Annotated in this window: 19 protein-coding genes; 12 read left to right on the forward strand and 7 right to left on the reverse strand. The window is 66.7% G+C overall.

Features of this window, described 5'->3' with window-relative positions:
• From ARC63_RS13175 to ARC63_RS13220, 9 genes are all read left to right on the forward strand, one after another.
• On the forward strand, nucleotides 1–2,206 hold a 2,206-nt coding region (locus tag ARC63_RS13175; RefSeq protein WP_057503522.1), incomplete at its 5' end, for a TonB-dependent receptor plug domain-containing protein.
• Between the two features lie 116 nt (nucleotides 2,207–2,322).
• A complete protein-coding gene (gene msuE / locus ARC63_RS13180; protein WP_029379957.1) occupies nucleotides 2,323–2,904 on the forward strand; it encodes an FMN reductase in 582 nt (193 codons plus the stop codon).
• Between the two features lie 157 nt (nucleotides 2,905–3,061).
• On the forward strand, nucleotides 3,062–3,424 hold the full coding sequence (locus ARC63_RS13185) for a DUF3088 family protein (protein ID WP_010484654.1): 363 nt from the start codon (nucleotides 3,062–3,064) through the stop codon (nucleotides 3,422–3,424).
• Between the two features lie 14 nt (nucleotides 3,425–3,438).
• A complete protein-coding gene (locus tag ARC63_RS13190; RefSeq protein WP_057503523.1) occupies nucleotides 3,439–4,416 on the forward strand; it encodes an MsnO8 family LLM class oxidoreductase in 978 nt (325 codons plus the stop codon).
• Between the two features lie 18 nt (nucleotides 4,417–4,434).
• The gene (locus tag ARC63_RS13195) at nucleotides 4,435–5,778 is read left to right on the forward strand and encodes an LLM class flavin-dependent oxidoreductase (protein ID WP_057503524.1); all 1,344 of its coding nucleotides are present in this window, start codon (nucleotides 4,435–4,437) and stop codon (nucleotides 5,776–5,778) included.
• A gap of 4 nt (nucleotides 5,779–5,782) precedes the next feature.
• Nucleotides 5,783–7,003, forward strand: coding sequence for a M20 aminoacylase family protein (locus ARC63_RS13200; protein WP_057503525.1), 1,221 nt, complete (start codon nucleotides 5,783–5,785; stop codon nucleotides 7,001–7,003).
• Nucleotides 7,000–7,551 (forward strand): GNAT family N-acetyltransferase, encoded by a 552-nt coding sequence (locus ARC63_RS13205; protein ID WP_057503526.1) that lies wholly within the window; start codon nucleotides 7,000–7,002, stop codon nucleotides 7,549–7,551. The genes ARC63_RS13200 and ARC63_RS13205 overlap by 4 nt, the downstream gene beginning before the upstream one ends.
• Nucleotides 7,548–9,293 carry an amino acid ABC transporter permease/ATP-binding protein gene (locus tag ARC63_RS23805; protein ID WP_082587871.1) on the forward strand — a complete coding sequence of 582 codons (1,746 nt, stop codon included), beginning with the start codon at nucleotides 7,548–7,550 and terminating at the stop codon, nucleotides 9,291–9,293. Before ARC63_RS13205 ends, ARC63_RS23805 begins: the two co-directional genes overlap by 4 nt.
• Before the next feature lie 16 nt (nucleotides 9,294–9,309).
• Nucleotides 9,310–10,287 carry an ABC transporter substrate-binding protein gene (locus tag ARC63_RS13220; RefSeq protein ID WP_043397112.1) on the forward strand — a complete coding sequence of 326 codons (978 nt, stop codon included), beginning with the start codon at nucleotides 9,310–9,312 and terminating at the stop codon, nucleotides 10,285–10,287.
• Between the two features lie 59 nt (nucleotides 10,288–10,346).
• Here the strand turns inward: ARC63_RS13220 and ARC63_RS13225 are convergent, their stop codons facing one another.
• Together ARC63_RS13225 and ARC63_RS13230 are read right to left on the reverse strand one after the other, a co-directional pair.
• The gene (locus ARC63_RS13225) at nucleotides 10,347–13,466 is read right to left on the reverse strand and encodes a discoidin domain-containing protein (protein WP_057503527.1); all 3,120 of its coding nucleotides are present in this window, start codon (nucleotides 13,464–13,466) and stop codon (nucleotides 10,347–10,349) included.
• A 165-nt stretch (nucleotides 13,467–13,631) separates the two neighbouring features.
• Nucleotides 13,632–14,708: an MBL fold metallo-hydrolase gene (locus tag ARC63_RS13230; RefSeq protein WP_057503528.1), complete on the reverse strand. Its 1,077-nt coding sequence runs from the start codon at nucleotides 14,706–14,708 to the stop codon at nucleotides 13,632–13,634.
• A gap of 104 nt (nucleotides 14,709–14,812) precedes the next feature.
• Here ARC63_RS13230 and ARC63_RS13235 point away from each other — a divergent pair, with 104 nt between their 5' ends.
• Entirely contained in the window at nucleotides 14,813–15,424 is a 612-nt protein-coding gene (locus ARC63_RS13235; protein ID WP_010484672.1) for a TetR/AcrR family transcriptional regulator, read from the forward strand.
• Here ARC63_RS13235 and ARC63_RS13240 read toward each other — a convergent pair.
• Nucleotides 15,421–17,367, reverse strand: a complete 1,947-nt coding sequence (locus tag ARC63_RS13240; protein WP_057503529.1) for an EAL domain-containing protein — start codon at nucleotides 17,365–17,367, stop codon at nucleotides 15,421–15,423. The two genes, ARC63_RS13235 and ARC63_RS13240, sit on opposite strands and share 4 nt — an antisense overlap.
• A 63-nt stretch (nucleotides 17,368–17,430) precedes the next feature.
• Nucleotides 17,431–18,333, reverse strand: a complete 903-nt coding sequence (locus ARC63_RS13245; protein ID WP_057503530.1) for a LysR substrate-binding domain-containing protein — start codon at nucleotides 18,331–18,333, stop codon at nucleotides 17,431–17,433.
• Between the two features lie 120 nt (nucleotides 18,334–18,453).
• Between ARC63_RS13245 and ARC63_RS13250 the strand changes: the two genes are divergently transcribed.
• On the forward strand, nucleotides 18,454–19,965 hold the full coding sequence (locus ARC63_RS13250) for an MFS transporter (protein ID WP_057503531.1): 1,512 nt from the start codon (nucleotides 18,454–18,456) through the stop codon (nucleotides 19,963–19,965).
• Here ARC63_RS13250 and ARC63_RS13255 read toward each other — a convergent pair.
• Complete coding sequence (locus ARC63_RS13255) at nucleotides 19,959–20,675, reverse strand: SDR family NAD(P)-dependent oxidoreductase (protein WP_057503532.1); 717 nt, start codon at nucleotides 20,673–20,675, stop codon at nucleotides 19,959–19,961. The two genes, ARC63_RS13250 and ARC63_RS13255, sit on opposite strands and share 7 nt — an antisense overlap.
• Nucleotides 20,676–20,703: 28 nt before the next feature.
• A complete protein-coding gene (locus ARC63_RS23730) occupies nucleotides 20,704–20,886 on the reverse strand; it encodes a hypothetical protein (RefSeq protein ID WP_057503533.1) in 183 nt (60 codons plus the stop codon).
• 75 nt (nucleotides 20,887–20,961) lie between these two features.
• Between ARC63_RS23730 and ARC63_RS13265 the strand changes: the two genes are divergently transcribed.
• Complete coding sequence (locus ARC63_RS13265) at nucleotides 20,962–21,765, forward strand: APH(3')-II family aminoglycoside O-phosphotransferase (RefSeq protein WP_057503534.1); 804 nt, start codon at nucleotides 20,962–20,964, stop codon at nucleotides 21,763–21,765.
• On the opposite strand, the gene ARC63_RS13270 is transcribed toward ARC63_RS13265, so the two are convergent.
• Entirely contained in the window at nucleotides 21,738–22,163 is a 426-nt protein-coding gene (locus tag ARC63_RS13270; protein WP_049436298.1) for a DoxX family protein, read from the reverse strand. The two genes, ARC63_RS13265 and ARC63_RS13270, sit on opposite strands and share 28 nt — an antisense overlap.
• Between the last annotated feature and the right edge of the window lie 124 nt (nucleotides 22,164–22,287).

Consider the following 22,287-nt stretch of genomic DNA (forward strand, 5'->3'; position numbering starts at 1 on the left):
GCTGGTGCTGGTGAACGGCAAGCGTCGCAATGCCAGCGCCTATGTGAGCGGTGCCAACGGCGGCGGCTTCCCCGGCCATGCCTGGGCCGATCTGGCGCTGATTCCGGTCTCGGCCATCGACCATGTGGAAGTGCTGCGCGATGGTGCATCGGCCATCTACGGCTCGGATGCGATCACCGGCGTGGTCAACGTGATCCTGAAGTCGCAGGCCCACGGTGGTGAATTTGCCGTGGAGAGCGGGCAGAGCATCGATGGCGATGGCTCGCGCACCAGCGTGCGCGCCAACGTCGGCCTGCCGTGGGGCCAGGATGGCTTCGTCAATCTGTCCGGCGAGACCACCCGCCAGCATCATGCGATCCGCACCCGCCGCTACATCGATGGCTACCTGAGCTACCCGGCGATGGATGGCAGCGGCAATCTGGTGGCGCTGCGCCCGAACAATCGATTGCCGGCCGGCGCATCGCCGAACCCGGCCGAAGCCAACCGCAATGCCGAGGCCAACACCATCCTCAGCTCGCCGTCGTATGCGCTGAAGGCCTTCGCGGTGAACGTGGGCCATGGCCTGGGCGAAAGCGCGCAGTTCTACGCTAACGCTACGGCCAGTGACCGCACCGCGCAGGCGATCCAGAACTTCCGTCTGCCGGCGACCATCTTCACCACCTACAAGGCCCCCGGCGTGCTGAGTGTGTTCCCGGATGGCTTCCTGCCGGTACTGGAAACCAAGGAGAAACAGTACACCGGCACCGCAGGCGTGAAAGGCCAGATCGCGGGCTGGGACTACGACGCCAGCCTGACCGGCAACCGCAGCACGGTGCGTACCTACACCCGTAATTCGGTGAACTACTCGCTGCCGTATCCCGGCTCGCCCACGGACTTCTATGACGGCAAGCTGGACTACCAGCAGGGCATCGCCAACCTGGACCTGCGCCGTGGCTTCGAGGTGGCAGCGTTCGCGTCGCCGCTGGAAGTGAGCGCGGGCGCCGAGTACCAGCACGAAAAGTACGAACGCGGGGCCGGGCAGTGGGAGTCGTATACGGGCTTTGGTGCTGCGGCGTTCGTCGGCTATTCGACTGCCGATGCGGTGAAGGCTACCCGCAACAGCAAGGCGGTTTACGTCGGTGCGGCCACCAACATCACCTCGCGCTGGTATCTGGATGCGGCCGCGCGCTGGGAAGATCACTCCGACTTCGGCAGTGTCTCCACCGGCCGCCTGACCACGCGCTTCGACGTCACCGACGCGCTGGGCGTGCGCGCGACGGTCAGCAACGGTTTCCATGCACCCAGCCTGGGCGCGCAGTTCTACCAGGCCACGGGCAGCTGCCCCTGCGGCACCACGCTGGTGGCGCAGGTGTCGTCGCCGGCGGCGATCGCACTGGGTGCCACGCCGCTGAAGCCCGAGAAAGCCACCAACTACAGCCTGGGCGTGACCTGGGACCCGAGCCCGGCGTTCCATCTGGCCGTGGATGCGTACCAGATCGATATCCGTGGCCAGCTCGGGCAGTCCAGCCAGATCGGCTACAACGCACAGGATCCGGCGCGCATCACCGACAACAGCGGCACGGTGCTGAGCGCAGCGCAGAAGAACACCATCGATGCACTGCTGGGGTCGGCCGGCATCAGCATCCTGCCGGGTGATGCGTTCTACGCGAGCTACTTCACCAACGTGGGCAATACCCGCACACGCGGCGTCGAGCTGACCCTGGAAGCGAACCAGGAGACTGCGTGGGGCAAGCTGCGCTGGAGCTACGCGGCCAACGTGGGGCGCACCACCATCCAGAAGGTCAGCGACATTCCAGGGGCGCTGCAGGGGCTGCCGAACATCAACCTGCTGACCAGGACCAGCGAATACGCACTGCGCTTCCGCACGCCGAGCTATACGCAGGTGGCCGGCCTGGGGTGGCAGAACGGGCGCTGGCGCTCGAATGTCGACTTCACGTACTACGGCCCGATCAAGCGCCTGAACAACGGCGTGGAGTACAAGCAGCCGCCCGTGCTGGTGACCAATCTCTCCGGTGCCGTGGAACTGGGGGCGGGCTGGAGTGCGGCGCTGGGTATCAACAACGTGTTCGACAAGCGCACCCGCAAGGTGCCCGAGTACGCGCGCAGTGCCACCGATGTGGCCAGCATCGGGACGACCTGGGACAACGGCGACGTGCTGGGCAACGTTGGGGCGTACTGGTACGGGCGGATCAATTACCGGTTCTGATCTGGAGCAGTCGAGCATGGCTCGACTCCACAAAGGCGAAAGCAGCCGAGCATGGCTCGGCTCTACACAAGGCGAAAGGCGGCCGGCGGTAGTTCGGCATCATCGAGGAGCATTTCATGTCTTCTGCATTGAGGGTGGTTGCAGTGGTGGGGTCGCCGACCAGTTCGGCGACGTCGCGCACGTTGCTGCTGGTGCGGCATCTGCTGGCGTCGCTGCAGCAGCGGGTGCATGCCAGTGTGGATCTGGTGGAGCTGGCACCGATCGCGCGTTCGCTGGGGCAGTCGTTGTCGCGCGACGAAGTGGAGCCCGCCGTGGAGCAGGCGCTGCAGACGATCGAGGCGGCCGGGCTGCTGGTAGTGGCTGCGCCGGTCTATCGGGGATCGTATCCGGGGCTGTTCAAGCATCTGGTCGACTTCATCGGGCTGGAAGCGCTGGTGGATACGCCGGTATTGCTGGCAGCGACCGGCGGCAGCGAGCGCCATGCGCTGGTGATCGACCACCAGTTGCGGCCGTTGTTCAGTTTCCTCCAGGCGCACACGCTGCCGATCGGGGTGTATGCCACGCCTGCCGACTTCGATGGCGAGCACATCAACAGTGCCGCTTTGCAGGCGCGGATCGCGCTGGCGACCGAGCGTGCGGCCGGGCATCTGGCTACGCAGGCGCTGGCGGTAGCGGCGCCGCTGCGACGCATCGCCTGACGGCATAACCGGCGGCGCTTTGCTTATGGCCAAGGCGCATCTGCGTGGCCGGATCTGACCGCCGATTGTCGTCTGGCATCGCCGTGCCGACCGCCGTCATCTCTAGCATCGATATCGAAGCGGCATCGCATTGCCGCCCCCCGATGAGGACGACCCCGTGAGTCTGGACGCAACCGACAAGCCCATCCTGTTCCTGCTCGACCGTGAGTTCGAGGACGGACAGATTCCCGGCCAGCGCTTCTTCTGTCGGCACAGCCTGCTGCTGGAAGGGGCGCTGTCGAGTATCGACGGCCTGGACGCGCAGCTGGACGTGCGCCGCATCGGCTTCGCGCGGCCGCGCCGCGAGGTGATCGCCGAGATCGGCGAGCAGGACCAGTCGCTGCCCAAGCTGGTGCTGCCGCAGGGCGTGCACAGCGAGCTGGCCAGTGGCGCGCACCAGAACCGCCAGTACATCTCCGGCGCCGAGCCGATCCTGGCCGCGCTGAACGGGTTGCTCGGCATCCCCGTGGCCCATCCCTGAGCGAGGACGCGACGATGAGCTATCAGATCAGCGTGTTGGACAAGAGCCCGGTGGCCGAGGGCGCCTCGCCGGAACAGGCGCTGTGCAACAGCCTGCAGTTGGCCCAGCGCGCCGAACAGCTGGGTTATCACCGTTACTGGTTTGCCGAGCACCATGCCGCGCCGACGTTGGCAAGTCCCGCACCGGAGGTGCTTGCGGCGTGGGTGCTGGCGCAGACCCGGCGCATCCGTATCGGCAGCGGCGGGGTGATGCTGCGCCACTACGCGCCGTACAAGGTGGCGGAGAACTTCAACCTGCTGGCAGCGTTGGCGCCAGGGCGCGTGGATCTGGGCGTGGGCAAGGCGCCGGGCGGCCTGCCAGCGTCGACTGCCGCGCTGGCGGCCGGGCGCCCGGCGTTCGCCGACTTCGACCAGCAACTGCGCGACCTTGAGGGCTATCTGTCCGGCGCCGAAGCCGATGTGCTGGCGCGGCCGATTCCGCAGCAGGCGCCGGAGCGCTTCCTGCTCGGTGCCAGCCCGCAGAGTGCGAAGCAGGCGGCCGAGCTGGGCTGGCGCTTCGTCTACGCCGCGCACTTCGATGGTGATCCGAAGCACATCGAGGCCGCATTCGACGCCTACCGCAGCGTCTCCTCGCAGCCCCCGCTGCTGGCCACGGTGGCCTTCGCCGCACCTACGGCCGAAGCGGCTGCGCGGCATATCGGTGCGCTACGCGTCTACAAGCTGCACCTTGGTCCCGGGCAGGCGGTGAACCTGCCCAGCCCCGAGGCGGCTGCCGAGTACGCACGCCAGGTGGGCGTGGCGGACTTCCGCATCGAGGAAACGCGCCCCAGCGTGCTGTCCGGCGATGCGCAGCATGTGCGTGACGAACTGGACGCGCTGCACCGGCGCTTCGGCGTGGGTGAGTTCATTCTCGATGCGCCGGTGGCCGACCTCGACGCACGCCTGACCTCCCTTGAACTGCTGTCGCCCGCGCCACGCGCGGCGGTGGCCTGACCTGCAGGAGCGATCCCCATGAGCACCACCCCGCGCCACATTCCGTTCGGCATCATGCTGCAGGGCCCTGGCAGCCACATGCATGCCTGGAAGCATCCGTCCAATCCGGCCGATGCCAGCGTCAACCTGCAGTTCTACATCGACATTGCGCGCACCGCCGAGGACAACGGCATTGCCTTCGGTTTCGTGGCCGATGGCCTGTACATCAACGAGAAGTCGATCCCGCACTTCCTCAACCGCTTCGAGCCGATCTCGCTGCTGTCGGCGCTGGCCACGGCAACGAACAAGATCGGCCTGGCGGGCACGCTGTCGACGTCCTACAGCGATCCGTTCACGGTGGCACGGCAGTTCGCTTCACTGGATCTGCTCAGTGGCGGCCGCGCCGGCTGGAACGTGGTGACCTCGCCACTGGAGGGTTCGGGCCGCAACTACGGCCGGCCGCACCCGGAGCACGCGCTGCGCTACCAGATCGCCGATGAGTACCTGGACGTCGTGCAGGGGCTGTGGGATTCGTGGGACGACGACGCCTTCGTGCGTGAGCGCGACAGCGGCACCTTTTTCGCACCGGAGAAATTCCGCCGCCTCGACCACAAGGGCCGCTTCTTCCAGGTGGAAGGCCCGCTCAACATCCAGCGTTCGCCGCAGGGACAGCCGGTAATCTTCCAGGCCGGTTCGTCTGACGATGGCATCGCGCTGGCCGGCAAGTACGCCGATGCGGTGTTCACCCATTCGCCGTCGCTGGAAGAAACCCGTGCATTCACCCAGAAGGTGAAGAACTCGGCGATCGCGCACGGCCGCAGCGGCAACGATGTGAAGATCTTCCCGGGCATCGGCCCCATCGTCGGCCGCACCGCCGAGGAAGCCGAAGCCAAGTATCAGGCGATTGCCGCACTGGCCACGCTGGAGGATGCACTGGCGTACCTGGGGCGCTTCTTCGATCACCACGATTTCAGCCAGTACGACCCGGATGCACCGTTCCCGGAGCTGGGTGACATCGGCAGCAACTCGTTCCGTTCCACCACCGACCGCATCAAGCAGGATGCGCGTGAGAAGGGCCTGAGCCTGCGCCAGGTGGCACTGGAAGCAGTGAGCCCACGGCCGAACTTCATCGGCACACCGGAGCACGTGGCCGATGAGTTGATCCGCTGGTTCGATGCCGGTGCCAGCGATGGCTTCATTCTCGGCTTCGCCGCGCAGCGCGAGGGCCTGGACGATTTCGTGACCCAGGTGCTGCCGATCCTGCAGGCGCGCGGCTACCACCAGCGCGAGCTGGAAGGACAGACCCTGCGCGAGCATCTGGGTCTGCCGTACAAGGCCAGCCGCTATTCGACCGACGCCGAACCGGCGCGGAAGGTGGGGTAGGGCGATGAGCGGAGAAACTGCGGCAGCACCGGGCCACGCCCGGCGGAATCCCGCGCCCATCGGCGTGCTGCCGGAAATTGCAGCACGCGCCGAGGCCGCCATCGCGATCCGCCATGACCTGCACCAGCACCCGGAGCTCGCCTTCGAGGAGCACCGCACCAGCGCCCGCGTGGCCGGGCTGCTGCAGCAGTGGGGTTATGAGGTGACCACCGGGCTCGGCGGCACCGGTGTGGTCGGCACGTTGCAGCGCGGGCAGGGAAGCCGTCGCCTCGGCCTGCGCGCCGACATCGACGCACTGCCGATTCACGAGGACTCCGGCCTGGCCTACGCCAGCCAGACCGAGGGTCTGATGCATGCCTGCGGCCACGATGGGCATACCGCCATCCTGCTGTCTGCCGCGCACTACCTGGCCCATCACGGTGATATCGACGGCACCCTGCAGCTGGTGTTCCAGCCAGCAGAGGAAACCGGTTCGGGTGCGTCGAAGATGATTGCCGATGGCCTGTTCGAGCGCTTCCCGGTGGATGCGATCTATGGGCTGCACAACTGGCCGGGCGTGCCGGTGGGCCACTTCGGTTTCGTCGATGGCCCGGCGATGGCGTCGGTGGATTGGGCACGGCTGAAGGTGATCGGCAAGGGTGGCCATGGCGCTGAACCGCACGGCAGCGTGGATCCGATTCTGGTCGCCGCGCACATCATCACCGCGCTGCAGAGCGTGGTGTCGCGCAATGTCGATCCGCGGCAGATGGGCGTGGTCACCGTCGGTTCGATCCACGGCGGGCAGGCCGCCAATGTGATTCCAGACGTGGTCGAGCTGAAGCTGACCGTGCGCGCCTACCTGCCGGAAGTGCGCGACACCCTGCGGCGCCGGGTCACCGAGATTGCCGAACAGACCGCCGCCGCGTTCGGTGCGCGCGCCGAGATCGAGTTCCCGCGCGGCTTCCCCAGTGTGATCAACCATCCGCAGCAGACCGCCTACATCCGCGAGGTGGCCGTGCAGGGCTTCGGCGCCGCACAGGTCGTTCCCGAATTCGCGCCGCGCACGGCCAGCGAGGATTTCGCCTTCCTGCTACAGGCACGACCGGGCAGCTTCGTGTTCGTCGGCAACGGCGAGAGCGCACCGCTGCACAGCCCGCGCTATGTGTTCAACGACGCGGCCATTGCCCCCGCCGCCAGCCTGTGGGCGCGGCTGGCCGAAGATTACCTGGTGAAGGACGCGACATGAGCCACGACGAACGCTTCCTCTATACCTCGGTGGATGATCCGCTGGCGCGGCCGCTGTTCGACGGCCTGGAACAGGAGTACGACAGCCGCTATGCCGACGTGCGCCGACGCATCGGTGGCAGCGCTCGCGAGGAGCTGCAGCGCTACCCGGCGCAGGCCTTTGCGGCCCCGGTGGGCGCCTTCGTGCTGCTGCTGCGCGACGGGGTGGCGATTTCCGGCGGTGCGTTCATGCCGCACCGCGATCCGGATACCGCCGAATTCAAGCGCATCTGGACGCTGCCCGGGCTGCGTCGCCAAGGCATTGCGCGGCGCGTGCTGCAGGAGCTGGAAGAGCAGGCGGCGCGGCAAGGGTACCGGAGGGTATTCCTGACGACCGGCTTCCGCCAGCCTGAAGCTGTTGGCCTGTACCTGAGCCACGGCTACACCGCGCTGTTCGATCTGGAGGCCGACCCGGAAACGGTTGCGCATCTGCCGTTCGAGAAGCAGCTGCGAGCGACGACGCCCGTCGTTGCACCTGCACAGGCACAGCTGCACGGAGCCCACGCATGAGCACACCGTCGACCGCGCTGGAGGGCATCGCCGCTCGTCCGGCGCCCGGACCGGCACTGAAGATCGTGCCGGCCCGGCATCCGCTGCAGGTCTTCGGCACGGTGCTGGCACTGGCGCTGATCCTGATCGGGCTGCAGTCCGTGCTGGGCAATCCGCGCTGGGGTTGGGGCACCTTCGCCGAGTGGTTCTTCGCACGCCCGGTGCTGGAAGGCCTGGGTCGCACGCTGCTGCTGACCGCGCTTGGCACCGGCCTCGGTTTCGCGTTGGGTACGCTGCTCGCGCTGGCACGCGTCTCCGGTTCGCCGCTGCTGTCGGCGGTGTCGTGGGGCTATGTGTGGCTGTTCCGCTCGATCCCGCTGCTGGTGCTGTTGCTGCTGCTGAACAACCTGGGCTATCTATACAGCACCATCGAGCTGGGCGTGCCGTTCACCGGCATCAGCCTGTTCTCGTACCCGACCACGCAGCTGATCGGCGTGTTCACCGCCGCGGTGCTGGGCCTGACCCTGAACCAGGCAGCGTTCTCGGCCGAGGTGATCCGCGGTGGCATCCTCTCGGTCGACCACGGCCAGTACGAGGCCGCGGCCGCGCTCGGCCTGCCGCGTGGCCGCCAGGTGCGCCGCATCATCCTGCCGCAGGCGATGCGTTCGATCCTGCCGGCGGCGTTCAACGATGTGATCGGCCTGGCCAAGAGCACCTCGGTGGTCTACGTGCTGGCGCTGCCGGAGCTGTTCTACACCGTGCAGGTGATCTATCGGCGCAACCTGGAAGTGGTGCCGCTGCTGATGGTGGCCACGGTCTGGTACCTGGTGATCCTGACCGTGTTGTCGCTGCTGCAGCGGCGCGTGGAACAGCGCTTCGCGCGCGGCCAGCTGCAGCGCGAGCGCTCGGTGTCGCGGGTGTCGTCACCGGTGCGGACATCCAGTGATGCTGCGCCGCGCGTGGCCAACCGCCCGCGCATCGCCACCCAGGTGGAAGCGGGCGAGGGTGCGGCGGTATCGCTGCATGGCGTGGGCAAGGTGTTCGGCGATCAGCCGGTGCTGGAAGACGTGAACCTGGACCTGCGCGCCGGCAGCGTGACGGTGCTGATCGGCCCGTCCGGTGCCGGGAAATCCACGCTGCTGCGGTTGATCAACCACCTGGAACGCGCGGACAGTGGTTACGTGACTGTCGGCGGCCAGCTGATCGGTTACCGCCGCGAGGGTGACACGTTGTACGAACTTCCCGAGCGCGAGATCCGCCGCCGTCGTTCCGAGGTGGGCATGGTGTTCCAGGGCTTCAACCTGTTCCCGCATCTGACCGCGCTGGAGAACATCATCGAGGCACCGATCGCGGTACGTGGTGTATCGCGCGCGCAGGCCGAGCAGCAGGCGCGCACACTGCTGGAGCGGGTCGGCCTGGCCGACAAGGCCGATGCCTTCCCACGCCAGCTGTCCGGTGGCCAGCAGCAGCGCATCGCGATCGCCCGCGCACTGGCGCTGCAACCGAAGGTGCTGCTGTTCGATGAACCGACCTCGGCACTGGACCCGGAACTGGTGGCGGAGGTACTCAGCGTGATCGAGGAGCTGGCCCGTTCCGGCACCACACTGGTGATCGTCACCCATGAGCTGAGTTTCGCCCGCCGCGTGGCCGACCACGTGGTGATGATGGACCAGGGGCGGGTGATCGAGCAGGGCACGCCCGAGGCGTTGTTCGAGCGCCCGCGCCAGCAGCGCACGGCCGATTTCCTGGCCAAGACCCTATAGCCCTGGAAGGAACACCATGAGCCCTGCAGCACCGCGTCGCCCCTCGCGCAGCACCCTGTTGATCGTGGGCGTGCTGGTCATCGGCATCGCCGGCATCGTCTATTCGCGCGTACGCCAGGCACCGGATGCCGGCGCCGTGGCCGCGACCAGCCTGGCCGGTGCGAACACGGCCGTGCTGAAGGGTACGTTTGACCCGAAGGCTCAGGCGTTGATCCCGGCCGACTATCGCTTCGTCACCCCCGGCACATTCACCGTTGCCACTCATCCGGGGCAGCTGCCGCTGGCCGACTATGGTGCCGACAGCAAGGACGTGGTCGGCATCGAGCCGGACATCGCGCGGCTGATCGCCGATGGGCTGGGCCTGAAGCTGGTGATCGTACCGGTGGCCTGGCCTGACTGGCCGCTGGGGCTGGAATCGGGCAAGTACGATGCGGTGCTCTCCAATGTGACGGTCACCGAGGAGCGCAAGAAGAAGTTCGATTTCTCCAGTTATCGTTACGACCTGCTGGGCATCTACACGCGCACCGATGGGCCGATACAGAAGATCGAAAAGCCCGCCGACGTCGCCGGGCTGAAGGTGGTGGTGGGCGCCAGCACCAACCAGGACCAGATCCTGCGCCAGTGGGACCAGCAGAACATCGCTGCCGGCCTGAAGCCGGTGGAGTACCAGTACTTCGACGACGCGGTGGTCGGCCGCTTGGCGGTGATCACCGGCCGCGCCGATGTCTCGTTCGAGCCCAATGCCACGGGCGCTTATTCGGCACGCGATGGCAAGGTGCGGCGTGTTGGCCTGTTCCCAGGGGGATGGCCGAACGCTGCGGCGATTTCGGTGACCACGCGCAAGGGCAGCGGCCTGGCCGACGCGGTGACGCAGGCGCTGAATACCCAGATCGGCAGCGGCACCTATGCGCAGGCGCTGAAGCGATGGAATGTGGCCGAGGAAGCCGTGCCGCAGTCGCAGACCAATCCGCCGGGGTTGCCGACGCTGCAATGACGCCGGGCGTGGCCCGGCGCTACCTCCGTCTTTGTAGAGCCGAGCGATGCTCGGCTGCTCTACCAACGCGCCTCCAGTGTCCGGAACGGTTTCACCAGCCGCACACCTTCGGCATCGAAGTCGGAAACGCTACGTCCATCCACACGCACCGTCTTCGGCATGGTGCGCTCCGGCCACCAGACCTTCACCGCCGTCCCGCTGCGCAGCCCCTCACCAAGCGCCACCGTCAGCACCCCGTCGCGTTGCCGCGCCTGCATCTGCAACGTGCCATACGCTGTCGGCAGGCGTTCGACCGCCAATCCATCGCCTGCCACCCACGAGGGCGGCGTACCCGGCAGCAGTGAGAGGGCATCATCGTCTTCGCGCATCAGCATGCCGAACAGCGTGCGGCCGTACTCGGCACCAATCCAGGTATGCGGCATGTCGCCCAGGTAGCGCGGGAAGCGCAGGCGTGAGTGCACGACCTCGGCCAGCACCTGCCACTCAAGCGGGCGCCGATCATGCAGCAGTCCCTGCAGCAGCTCATCGGCCACCTGCGGCTGGCCCAGGTGCACATAGCTCAGCACATTGCGGATCTCGTACGGTGTGTACGCGTACAGCGCACCGGGCTGGCTGCGCTTGCGGACGTCCTTCAGGTAGCGCGCGAAGGTGGTCCGCAGCGCCTCGGCGGGCAGCACGCTCTGTGCGCCGGTCGGGTCCAGTGCGATCGAAACGCCGGTGGGATCGCCATCGCCCAGGTCGGCCGAGGAGGGAATGAAGTCGATGCCCTTCCACGCCATCGTCGCCCGGATCGAGGCATGCAGCGCGTCGTAAAGCAGTTTGTACTGTTCGCGTGCCCACGCTGCGGTCTCGTGGTCGCCCAGCGATTCGGCCAGCCACGCGCCGTCGTGCCAGCCCTTCAGGCCCCAATAGTCGTCCCAGTAGCTGTGGGTGGGAGACGGATAACCCTCATGGCTGATCGACGGCGCAAGAATGCCCGCGAAGCGCTCCGGCGCTGGCTGGTCGGCCTTGTAGCGGGGCACCAGCGTGCGTTCGCGTAGTTCCTGCAGGAAGCGCAGCGCTGCCTTCACTTTCGGCAGATAGGCACGTACCGATTCGGGTCCGCCATCGAGGCGCGCGACATCGGCCACCAGCGCCACGTACTGGCCCTGGCTGTCGTACTCGATATCCGAACCGAAACCGGTGTTGACGCTGCCATCGTCGTTGAGGATCGGCGAGACCAGGCCGTTGGCATGCACGCCGTGTTCGCTGTACCAGCCCAGGTAGTCGCGCGCGACCTTGGCTTCGCCCATGCGCAGCAGCACCGCCGAGGTGGCCATGCCGTCGCGGATGAAGGAGCGGTTGTAGTTGCGCGGGCCGGGCTGCATCGCCGGGCCGGTCTGGTTGATCAGCATGTAGGCGGCCTGCGCACGCAGCATGTCGACCAGTGAGGGATCGGGCAGGCGCAGGCCGACCTGGCCCAGCCGTGCCTGCCAGTCCGCGGACGCCTGCGTGGCCAGGGAATCGAACGCCGCATTGGCATCGCGGGGCAGCGTGGCTAGATCGAGCGCAGGCGCTTCGGGCAGTGCGCCCTTGGTATCGGCGGCGGTAGTACCCAGCGGGAACGCGACCACGATGGCATCGCTGGTCCCCGGTGCCAGTGATACGCGGTAGTTCAACGCAGCCGAGGCAAGGCCCTCGTCGTCGCGCGCCTGTTGCGTGGAGGGCAGCTGGCCGGCAGCGAGGGTCGCGGTGATTTCCGTTGCGCCATCCTTGCCGAACGGCGCCGCGCCGGACGCAGCCACCGGCGTGAGCGACTGCAGCAGCGTGCGTCCATTGATGCGCACCGCCTGCCCATCGATGGTCACATCGCGGATCGGTGACAGCCCGCCGTTCTGCCACGGCGGATTCATCTGCATCGGGCGCACGACCAGGCTGAGCGTGCCTTCGATCCTGGCGCTGCCCGTGTTGTGCAGGCGATGCCGCAAGAACGTTACCGGCTGGCCGTCGCGCTCGATGGCGAATACCTCGCTGCGCAGCTCCAGGCCGGGCTGCGGTGACCAGGTGGCGGAGGGCATCGGCTTCCAGCCATCCCGCAACGCGTGCTGTATCGGCTGTCCTGCCGCGCCAGCGGCACACCCGTCAGCGCCACGCCAGATCGGCTGCACCAGCGGCGCGCCCTTGAAGGCTTCCAGATTGCCGTATTCGTCGAAGATCGATTTCTGTCGTCCTGCGTGCACACCGACGGCGGTCCAGTAGGTCTGCTGCATCTGCAGCGATGCCGGGAACAACGCGCGCTGAGCGCCGCTGGCGGTGATCTGGTATCGCTTCATCGGCGTCATTACCGCCTTTGGCCCGAGCAGGCGCAGTCGCGCGACCTGCGGTGCGGGGCCGTCCACGCTCAGCCGGAACGCACGCAGGGGTTGTGCCGTGTCAGCAGCCAGCCAGCTTTGCCGATGATTGGCCGCCTGTGCATCGTGTGCGAGGTCCTGCCAACGGCCCTGTGCATCCTGCGCCTGCAGTCGTGCAGCGCCGCGCGCGCCATCGGCCCAGTCGACCACCAGGCCAGCCGTGGATTGAGCCTGCGGCAGCGTGATCTCGAGCGCATGGGATCCACCTTTTCCGGTCGGAACCGCAACGGTGCCGCCGCCTTGCCAGAGCGCGGCTGCCTGTGTTGCATCGACATCGGCGATGCGTGCGCTGAGCGTGCTGTCCAGCGGCTCCATCTCGAAGATCGACACACCCCAGTCGGAGGTGCGCTGCGGACTGGCCAGTCGTAGATAGCGCGCCTGCCGCGGCGCGAAGTACAGCGTTTCCACATCGCCCAGTGAATCGACCATCGTGTACGCGGTCTGCCACTGCTTACCATCCATTGAGGTCTGCAGTGAATAGCCTTCCGGGTTGGAGACATCCCAGGTGAGTCGTGCACCAGCCAGCAGGGTTGGCGTGCCCAGATCGATCTGGAACCAGTGGCCGGGGCTGAAGGCGCCGCCGGTGACGGTCTTCGGGTCGCCGTCGATCAGGTGGCTGATCGCCATCGCCGGCACCTGCTGCGAGGAACTGCTGGCCTGCCATTGGCTGCGCGGGGGAAGGGGCTGTGCCTGTGCGGCAGCGGCGAGGGCGGCCAACAGCAGGGTGGCGGCAGCTCGCCATGGAATGGCTGAGCGGGAGACCTTGGAGCGTTCGGCGCGCAATGTCATTACGTACAGCCTCGCAGGTTCGGCCGGTGTCGGGCGAGCGCTACGCTAGCAAGGGATGTAATCGGTTACATGACGCACTGCAGCGTCGCAGGCCGCGTCTGTGGTTGACGCAGCCGAGCATGGCTCGGCTCTACATGGTTTCCGGCAGGTCAAGCGCACCGCACGCTACAGCTCCACCGTCTCCCACCAGCGCGTACCCGCCTGCGGCGCCTGCATGTCCAGCGCTTCGCCCATCATCGGCGTGGCCACCGGCACGTTCTTCGCGGCCGCCAATGCGGTGATGCGCTCGAACGGCTGCTGCCATGCGTGCAGGGCCAGGTCGAAGGTGCCGTTGTGGATCGGCAGCAGCCACTTGCCGCGCAGGTCCAGGTGCGCCTGCAGCGTCTGTTCCGGCTGCATGTGCACGAACGCCCAGCGCGGATCATAGGCGCCGGTCTCGATCATGGTCAGGTCGAACGGGCCGTACTTCTCGCCGATGGCCTTGAAGCCGTCGAAGTAGCCGGTGTCGCCGCTGAAGAAGATGCGGAAATCGTCGTCCTGGATCACCCACGACGCCCACAGGCTGCGGTCGCTGTCGCCCAGGCCGCGGCCGGAGAAATGCTGGCCCGGGGTGGCGGTCAGGCGCAGGCCGCTGGCCTCGGTCGATTGCCACCAGTCCAGCTGTTCGACCTTGCTGGCGTCCACACCCCAGGCAATCAGCTGGTCGCCGACGCCGAGCGGGGCGATGAAGCGCGCGGTCTTGCCTGCCAGCTGCATCACGGCGGCATGGTCCAGGTGGTCGTAGTGGTTGTGCGAGAGGATCACGCCAGCGATCGGCGGCAGCGCGTCGATGCTGATCGGCGGTGCGTGGAAGCGGGCCGGGCCCATCCACTGCACTGGCGAGGCGCGCTCGGAGAAGACCGGGTCGGTCAGCCAGTACTGGCCGCGCAGCTTCAGCAGGATCGTGGAGTGCCCAAGCCGGAACAGGCTGCGGTCCGGCGCGGCGTCGAGGGTGGCGCGGTCCAGCGGCAGCACCGGAATCGGGTGCGCAGGCACGGTGCCCTTGGGTTTGTTGAAGAGAAACGTCCACCAGATCTCCGCACCGTCGCGCAGGCCCATCGCCGGACGGGGCAGGGCATTGTGGAACTTGCCGTCGCGGTACTGCGGCGAATCGGGGAAGTCGGGGAGGGACCAGGATTTGCAGAAGGTGTAGGCGGTCACGGCGAGGATTCCAAGCAAAAGGACAAGGAGCAGGCGCTTCATGGGGGACGTCCGCTGGGTACACTGCACAGTGTAGTTTCGTGTTTTTCAAAAGTACACTGTCCGGTGTAAAATGTGCGCATCCGTTCAGTTATCCGGTTTCTGCCATGCCCCGTGCCCCGCAACGCCTGACCGACCGTAAACGCGACGCCATCGTGCGCGCGGCGGTGGAGGAGTTCCGTGCCTCGGGCTACGAGGCCACCAGCATGGACCGCATCGCCGAGGCGGCCGGGGTCTCCAAGCGCACCGTCTACAACCACTTTCCCAGCAAGGAAGCGTTGTTCTCAATGATCCTGGAGGAGCTCTGGGAACGCAGCGTGGCCAGCGACGCGTTACCGTACCGCGCCGACCAGCCGCTGCAGGCGCAGCTGCTGCAGTTGCTGGGCCAGAAGCTGGAACTGCTCAGCGATGCCAACTTCATTGACCTGGCGCGGGTGGCGATGGCCGAGATCATCCACTCACCGGAGCGCGCGCAGGCCATCGTCTGCCGCATGGGCGAAAAGGAAAGCGGCGAGAGTGCCTGGATCCGCGCGGCCATCGCCGATGGCCGACTGCGCGAGGTCGATCCGGAGTTCGCCGGCCACCAGCTGCACGGGCTGGTGAAGAGCTTCGCGTTCTGGCCACAGGTGACGATGGGGCAGGCACCGTTGAGCGCACAGGAGCGTGCACGCGTGGCCGAATCGGCGGTGGCGATGTTCCTGGGTTTCTACGCGGTCTAGCTGGTAGCGAAGCGGCGGAACTCGTCGGCCGGCAGCGCCGCCGAGTACAGATAGCCCTGGCCGACATCCACACCCAGTGCGCGCAGTTGCTGTTCCTGCGCCAGGGTCTCGGTACCTTCGGCCACCACGATTGCACCGCAGCGGTGCGCGACTTCGACGATGAAGCGCACGATCGACTGCGACTTGGCGTCGGACAGTGTGGCGATCAGCGCCTGCTCGATCTTGACCTCGGCGATGGCCAGCTGCGAGAGCAGGATCAGGGTTGAATAGCCAGCGCCGAAATCATCCAGTGACAACGTGACCTCCGCCGCCAGCAGCTGTGCGATGTTGGCATCGACCACGTCGCGCTCGACGATCTCGGTCCACTCGACGATCTCCAGGCGCAGCATCACGCCGGGCACATCGTGCAGCTGCAGCAGTTCCTGCAGGCGCAGGCCGAAGCCGGGCAGGCGCAGTGACTCGGCCGAAACATTCACGGCGATTTTCAGCTGCGTGCCATCGCGTCGGCACTGCTGCAGGAAGTGGATGGCCGACTGCAGCGTGGCCCATTCCAGTTCAGCCAGCCGCCCCTGCCGGCGCAGCAGCGAGATCACCCGCATCGGCGCGATCAGCCGACCCTCGCCGTCGCGCATGCGCAGCAGTGCTTCGGCGCCTACCAGCTGGCGATCCTGCAGGCGATGCTTGGGCTGGTAGCACAGCGGGGCGTCGCCCTGCTGCAGCCAGCGATCAAGGGCGACTTCAATCAGGGCATCGATCTCGCTGTCGCGCTGGATCGGGTCGTCGAAGAACACGACGCCGGATTCGATCGCACTCAGCGCCACGGTGATTGCCCGGAAGGGCAGGTGGCCATCGTCTGCCGCGCCCGGTGGCTTCAGTTCGACTACCGCGCAGCGGAACAGCGGCCGGAAGCCGGGCCAATCGCGGCCGACCTGATCGGCCAGGTTGCTGGCCAGGTCGGTGATCTGCGGTTGCGTGCGCAGTTCGGACAAGGTCAGGTCGCGCACCAGGATCGCCAGCGCGGCATCGCCGAACTGGTAGATCTCCAGTTGTCCGGCCGGCAGCGAGGGCAGCAGCCGATGCACCTCTTCGGTGCTGTCGCGCTGCCACAGGCCGTTGTCCTGCAGCGGACCGTAGCGCAGGCGCAGGTCGCGCAGGTTGCCCATCTCGGCCACGATCAGGCAGGCCTTGCCGATGCCGTCGTTGTCGCGCCAGTAATGCTGCAGGCGTTCGCCGAGCGCACGCATGTTGGGCAGGCCACTGATCGGATCGATGCGCAGCCAGGCGTGTTCGCGCTGGCGCTGTGCATCGATCTGCGCATCGTTGTAGACCAGTGCGAACACTGCGCCCAGCATCAGCAGTGACAGCGGCAGTGCCAGCAGGCGCTGGATTGCCAACTCCTCCACGGGCAGCTGATGGACGCCGATGATTGCGACGCCCAGTGCCAGGCCCAACGCAGTGACGACGATACGCACGCCCCAGGCCTGCAGGATCATGCGCAGCGAGAGTTCATTGAGCATGCGCGGGTGCAGGCGCCTGCGCAGCCAGACGCCTGCCAGCATCTGCAGCGTGGCCTCGAGGCCGGCTGGCAGAAAATACTGGGTGCCGGCGAACTGGTATCGGGCCAGCAGGCTGGCACCCAGGCAGGCCAGGCCGCCGCGCCAGCCGCCGAGCAGTCCGCTGACCAGCAGGATGTCGAAGCCGAGGTGCAGCTTGACCACGCCCTGGGTGTAGCGGGCTACGAACCAGGCGTTGAACAGGTAGATCAGGCCCAGCGCCACGCCCACGTACAGGCGGCGGCCTTCAATGGCATGGCCAGCGCGACGGGTGGCGATCAGCAGCACGCCGATCATGCCGATCACCGCCGTGGCCTGCAGCAGATACAGCGGCAGGCTGGGCAGGGCGCTGTCCAGGACCTGGGACGAGACCCGTGAAAGCGCATCCATAGCAGGTTCCCGCCTGTGACCGACGGCCAGTGACCCGCAGCGTAGTCGCAGCAGGGCGCAGGTTCAATTGCACTGGCTGCGTTCGGGCAGGAGGTGTTCGGCCATGAAATCCACGAACGCGCGTACACGTGGCTGCTGATGGCGATGGCTTGGCCAGAGGGCCCAGAAGGTGCTTCGCTCGGTGCTCCATGGGTCCAGAACGCTGACGAGCGCACCGCGGTCCAGCGCATCACGCGTGGCGAAGTCGGGCAGGCAGGCAATGCCATGGCCATCGATGGCCATGTGCAGGATCGTCTCAAGATGATTGGCGGTCATTGCGGCAGTCAGCCGCGGCTCAGTGCCTCCCTGCTGCGCGGGCAGTGGCCAGCGTTCGAGCAGGCCGGTGCCGGGAAAGCGATGGAGAAGGCAGGCGTGGCCGCTCAGGTCATCCGGGTGCTGCGGCGTGCCGCGCTGGGCGAAGTAGGCAGGCGCGCCCACGCACAACAGGCGGGTGCTGCCGAGGTTGCGGCCGTGCAGCCGGGAGTCGGCGGGGCTGCCGGTGCGGACAACGGCATCGAAGCCTTCCTCGATGACATCGACCAGGCGGTCGCTGAAGTGCAGGTCGAGTTCGATGGCAGGGAAGCGGTGCGCAAACGCTGAAAGCACCGGCAGCATCAGCCCGCTGGCGAGTGGAAGACTGACCTTCAGGCGACCGCTGGGCGCGGCGTGGGCGTCGGTCAGTTCGCGCTCCGCCGCAGCAACCTCGAGCATGATGCGACGGCAGCGTTCAAGGAACTGCTCACCTTCGGCAGTCAGGCTGACACTGCGGGTATTGCGATTCAGCAGGCGGGCGCCCAGGCGCTCTTCCAGCCGGGCGACGGTCTTGCTGGCTGCCGAAGGGGTGATGCCACGCTGTCGTGCTGCGGCCGCGAAGCTGCGTGCCTCGGCAACCAGAACGAAGAGGCTGAGACCGGCAAAGCTGTCCATGACCTGGCCATTGATGACGTTAGTGTCATTAAAGCATGGACAGAATGATGGATTCTTCCGCAATAACGTCGTCGATAGCATCAATGCGGTGGCGCTTGGCCACGCTGGAGCTTCATCGACATGTCTGTTGCCTCTGCTGAGACGGCCGGATCATCACGCTTTGGCGTGGTGCTGGCGGGCTGTCTGACGGCGCTCACGATTCCCTTGAGCATTGCCAGCCCCGCCGTGGGCATTCCTGCCATCCGGGATGCACTGGGCGGTTCCCCTTCGGCGTTGTCCTGGATCATCAACGCCTACCTGTTGACCTACGGCTGCACCACGTTGGTGGCTGGTGGGCTGGCCGATCTGCATGGCAGGCGCCGGATCTGGATTCTGGGCGGCGCGTTGTTTGCGCTCGTCACCGGCCTGATTCCCTTGATGCCCAATGTGGCGTGGATCAATGCCCTGCGACTGCTTCAGGGGATGGCCGCGTCGGCAGCGTTTGCTGGTGCGATGGCGTCGTTGGCGCAGGTGTTCGACGGCCAGGCGCGGGCAAGGGTTTTCAGCCTGATCGGCACCACCTTTGGTGCAGGGGCCGCAGGCGGTCCGCTGCTGGCGGGCGGGTTGATCGATGCGCTGGGCTGGGAATGGGTGTTCTTCCTGCCTGCGTTGCTGGCGGCGCTGACCGTACCGCTGGTCGCCATGTCATCCGTGGAATCGAGAAACGCCGGTTCGCCGCGCCTGGATTGGCTGGGGGCCATCACTTTCATGCTGGCGCTGGGCTCACTCACCTACGCCATGATCGTGCTGCCGGAACGTGGCATGTTGCATCCGCAGACGCTGGTGCTGCTGGCGCTCACGGTGGTGTTGCTGGGCGTGTTCATTGCCGTCGAGCGCTCCCATCGAACGCCGCTGCTGGATCTCGGGCTGTTCCGCAACCGGCGTTTTGTTGGGGTGCAGATTCTGGCCGCCGCCCCTGCGTTCTCCTACGTCGTCCTTCTGGTCGTGCTACCGGCTGGCTTCATCGGTGTTGAAGGACTGCGACCCACCGAGGCTGGACTGGCGATGGCAGCACTGTCTGCGCCATTGCTGGTTGTTCCCCTGGTTGCCGGTTACCTGCTGCGGTGGATACCGGCGCGGACGCTGTGCTGTGCGGGCCTGCTGATCAGTGCACTTGGGCTGGCATGGTTGGCGCAGGTGTTCCAGATCCCGTCGGTGCGCTGGATGCCGATGCTGGTCATCGGAATCGGCATCGGCTTGCCCTGGGGGATCATGGATGGCCTGGCGGTCAGCGTGGTCGGCAAGGAGCAGGCAGGCATGGCTGCTGGCATCTTCAATGCGATGCGACTGGCAGGCGATTCCATTGCCCTCGCACTTGTCGGCATCATGCTCTCGGCCCGGATCGGCGGGAGCGTAGCGCTGGAGGCCGACATCGTGGCCCGGTCCGCCGTGCACAGGCTGTCCATGGGCGACTTGGGGGGAGCGGTGGAGGCGTTGCCCGGCGTTTCGAGAACGGTGCTGGCCCAAGCGTACATGGAGGCCGTCCGTGGCCAGCTGTGTGTCCTGGCGATGGCAACTGTGCTGACCGCCATCGTGCTTGGGTACCTGTTGCGCGAGGAGGTTGAGTCCGGCGCACGCAGGAGCGGTCAGTAGCGCGGGTCGGCGATGGCCGGCAGCACCAGTTCGCGCACGAAGCCGGACGGTGACAACCGCAGCAACGCGCGCACCATCGCAACGACGTCATGCACGGGCACTAATTCGCCGTCGCCGCGCGCTGCAGCCTCTGCAACCGGCACCGACAGTGCATCGTCGGTGTTGAGGTAGCCCAGCTGCAGGCTGGTCACCGCCAGGCGGCGATCGCGGAAGCCCTCGCGCAGTGCATCGGCGATGCCGTTGAGTGCGAACTTGGATGCGCCGAACGCCACTTCCGGGCGGCCACTGCGCGGCAGTGCCGAGGTTGATCCGGTCAGCACCAGCTGCGGGCGTGGTGCGCCGAGCACTCGCGGCAGCAGGCGCTGCAGCAGCACCAAGGTGGCGGTGATGTTGACGTCGACCAGTTGGGTGAGCGCGGCATCGCTCTCTTCGAGGAAGGCGTACTCGTCGCTGAAGGCGGTCTCTTCCCAGATGCCCAGGTTGTGGATCAGCACATCCAGATCGGCCGGTGCCTGCGCTGCGATGTGATTGGCAGCCAAGGTGGGTTGGGACAGATCGGCCTCGATCCACTGCAGAGTGACACCCTCGGGGCATTCAAGATCGCGTGGACGCTTGCGCGAAACGCCGATGACGGTGTCGCCCGCACTGCACAGGCCTTCCACGAACGCCCGACCCAGGCCCCTGCTGGCGCCGATGACCATCAATTTCATGTTGCTTCCTTGTTGTACTGCGGCAGCCTCAATCGACTGCCAGAACGGTGTCCCAGTCGGCGAACGCACGCAGGTTGCTGCGTTCAGCGGTAATGATCGAGGCGATCTTGTCGAGCTGGCAACGGTACTGTGGTAGTAGCCGTCGCAGCTGCTGCAGGTGCTGGGATGTACTGACCACTGACAGCCAGGTCAGTTTGGTCAGGCCTCCCATTGCGCGCTCTGCTGGGCGGTGTGCTTCGGGATCGGCGAGAATCCGTAGGGTCCCCAGCAACAGGAGCATCCCGACATGGGAGCACCCGATCCCTTCACTGATGGCCTGCCGCTGCCGCGGGCGTGGCAGGAAGCGTTGGCCGATGCGCGCATCGAGCGGCAGTCGATCGGCGTGTCGCGTGCGGATGTTGCCCGTGTGCAGCAGCCAGGCCAGCCCGATGCCTTCCTGAAGTCGGAAGTGATCGACGCCTTCAGTGAGCTGGGCGATGAGATCGCGCGCCTGCGCTGGCTGCAGGCACAGGGACTGCCGGCGCCAACGGTGATTGCCACCGCCGAAGAAGCGGGCCGGCGCTGGTTGCTGATGAGCGCGCTGCCCGGCCGCGACCTGGCCTCGTCGCCGGAACTTGCGCCGCAGCAGTTGGTGGAACTGCTGGCTGACGCGCTGCGCAGGCTGCATGTGTTGCCGGTGGCAGCCTGTCCGTTCGACCAGCGATTGGCCTCGCGCTTGCAGGCTGCCGCCGCCCGCGTCGAGGCGGGTCTGGTCGACGCCGATGACTTCGATGACGAGCGCCTGGGGCAGAGCGCACAGCAGGTGTTCGCCGAACTGTGCAGCACCCGGCCCGACCATGAAGATCTGGTGGTCAGCCATGGCGATGCGTGCCTGCCGAACCTGATGGCGGTCGAGGGGCGTTTCAGTGGTTTCATCGACTGTGGGCGGCTGGGCGTGGCCGACCGCTACCAGGACCTGGCGCTGGCCGCGCGCAGCCTGGTTCACAACTTCGGCGACACGCGTTGGGTGGCGCCGTTGTTCCAGCGCTACGGCGCGTTGGTCGACGAGCGTCGGCTGGCGTTCTACCGGTTGCTCGACGAGTTCTTCTGAGCCCGCGCATGGCTGGCGATGGCCGCGCAGATCAGGCCACCGACCACGCTCAGGTGTTCCAGCGCGAAGAACAGCGCCAGCTGCTGTTCCGCGCCGTGCTTGGTCCAGAAGGTATGCACGATGACGATGGTCAGCAGCATGAACACCGCCAGCGCGCCGCTGCCCAGCCATAGCAGGCGATCGAGCAGCAGGCACAGTGAGCCACCCAGCAGCACCACGGCGCTGGCGATGTTGAACAGCGCGGGCGGTTGCAGCCCGGCCGCCTGCATTTCGGCCACGCTGTTGTCCCACGCCAGCAGCTTGGCTAGACCCGAGGACAGGAACACCACGGCCAGCAGCAGTCGGGCGAGGAACCACAGCACGCGGCTGTCGAGCAGGGTGGAGATCATCCGTGGCATGCAGCAACTCCGGGTTGAGCGTTGGGCGGGGCGGGCAGCATCGGGCCTCAACAGCGGTTGAGGTCAAGGCTGCCTGAACGAAGCCCGGTGGTGGCCGGGTTACCCTCTTCAAAATGGACGAACG

This window comes from Stenotrophomonas geniculata ATCC 19374 = JCM 13324, from assembly GCF_001431625.1.
Lineage (GTDB): Bacteria > Pseudomonadota > Gammaproteobacteria > Xanthomonadales > Xanthomonadaceae > Stenotrophomonas > Stenotrophomonas geniculata.